Source organism: Cupriavidus necator (assembly GCF_040578825.1).
Classification (GTDB): Bacteria; Pseudomonadota; Gammaproteobacteria; order Burkholderiales; family Burkholderiaceae; genus Cupriavidus; species Cupriavidus necator_E.
On the sequence record NZ_JBEFLI010000181.1, the window covers coordinates 1 to 1,087 of the forward strand.

A 1,087-nucleotide genomic window follows, 5' to 3' on the forward strand; every position below is an offset into this window, starting at 1 on the left:
ATGACCTTGATGGTGTTGTTGATGCCTTCGACCACGCTGGTGTTCAATGGGTGGCGGCAGCGGGCCAAGATGCCATGCCAGTAGCCTTGCAGGCGCTTCGCAAACAACTCCAGGGCAGGTATTCGGCTCTGCCGAGCCTGCTCGCACCATTGCTCCCAAGCTTTTTGCGCCCACGCCGGGCGGCGGTAGAACCATAGCCGCTTTAGCTCGTCGCGCAACAGATAGACTGTCAGCAATGGCCGGTTCGCCTCCAGGACCTCATCCAGATGAACCGCCTGGGGGACGCTCAAGTTCTCCCGATTCCGCAGCAGTAGCCAGCGTGTGGACTTGAGCACCCGTCTGGCCGGCCGATCGTGCCGCAGCTGATTGGCCTGATCCACCCGCACTCGGTCGATGACCTCACGCCCGTACTTAGCTACCACGTGGAACAGGTCGAAGACCACCTCTGCTTGCGGGCAATGCGCCCGGATCTCCAACTCATACGCGGTCGTCATGTCGATGGCGACGGCCTCGATGCGCTGCGCAACGCCGGCGGGGAGCTGCTCAAAGAAGGCTCGGGCGGTCTCGCGTGAGCGCCCCTGTCCGATCCAGAGCACCTGCCGCCCAATGGGATCGACTACCACCGTGGCATATCGATGCCCCTTGTGTAGCGCGAACTCATCCATGGCCAGGTAGCGGATATTGGACCAGTCCGGCTCGGCCACTGCCTCACGCAAGCGCGCCTTATCGATCGATTTAACTGTGTGCCAGCCCAGATCGTAGAAGGCCGCCACCGCCTGCACCGTACAGTGGCGCAACAAGTGGCCGCAAGCCTGGGCCAAGCGGGCCGTCACGCGTTGGTAGCGCCCAAGCCATTCCAGCCGCTCCAGCCTCGGACCACCGCAACGGTCGCACCAAACGCGCCGGCGCGGCACGTGCAGTACGACCCGATACTCGAACAGCGGAAGGTCCCGGACTCGCCTGACCACTGTCTCATGCACCTGATGGCAGCGCGCGCCACACTCCTCGCAATGCATGACCTTGCTGACCGGCTTCAAGTACAACGACAGCGTACGGCTCTCTCCCTCCGGCCATTCCACGCGCTCCA

1 protein-coding gene is annotated in these 1,087 nt (G+C 63.2%); it reads right to left on the reverse strand.

Annotation, left to right across the window (positions count from 1 at the left end):
* Positions 1-1,087, reverse strand: a 1,087-nt coding sequence (locus AB1I47_RS33780) for an ISL3-like element ISRta1 family transposase (protein ID WP_354687987.1), incomplete at both ends; no start/stop codon positions are given.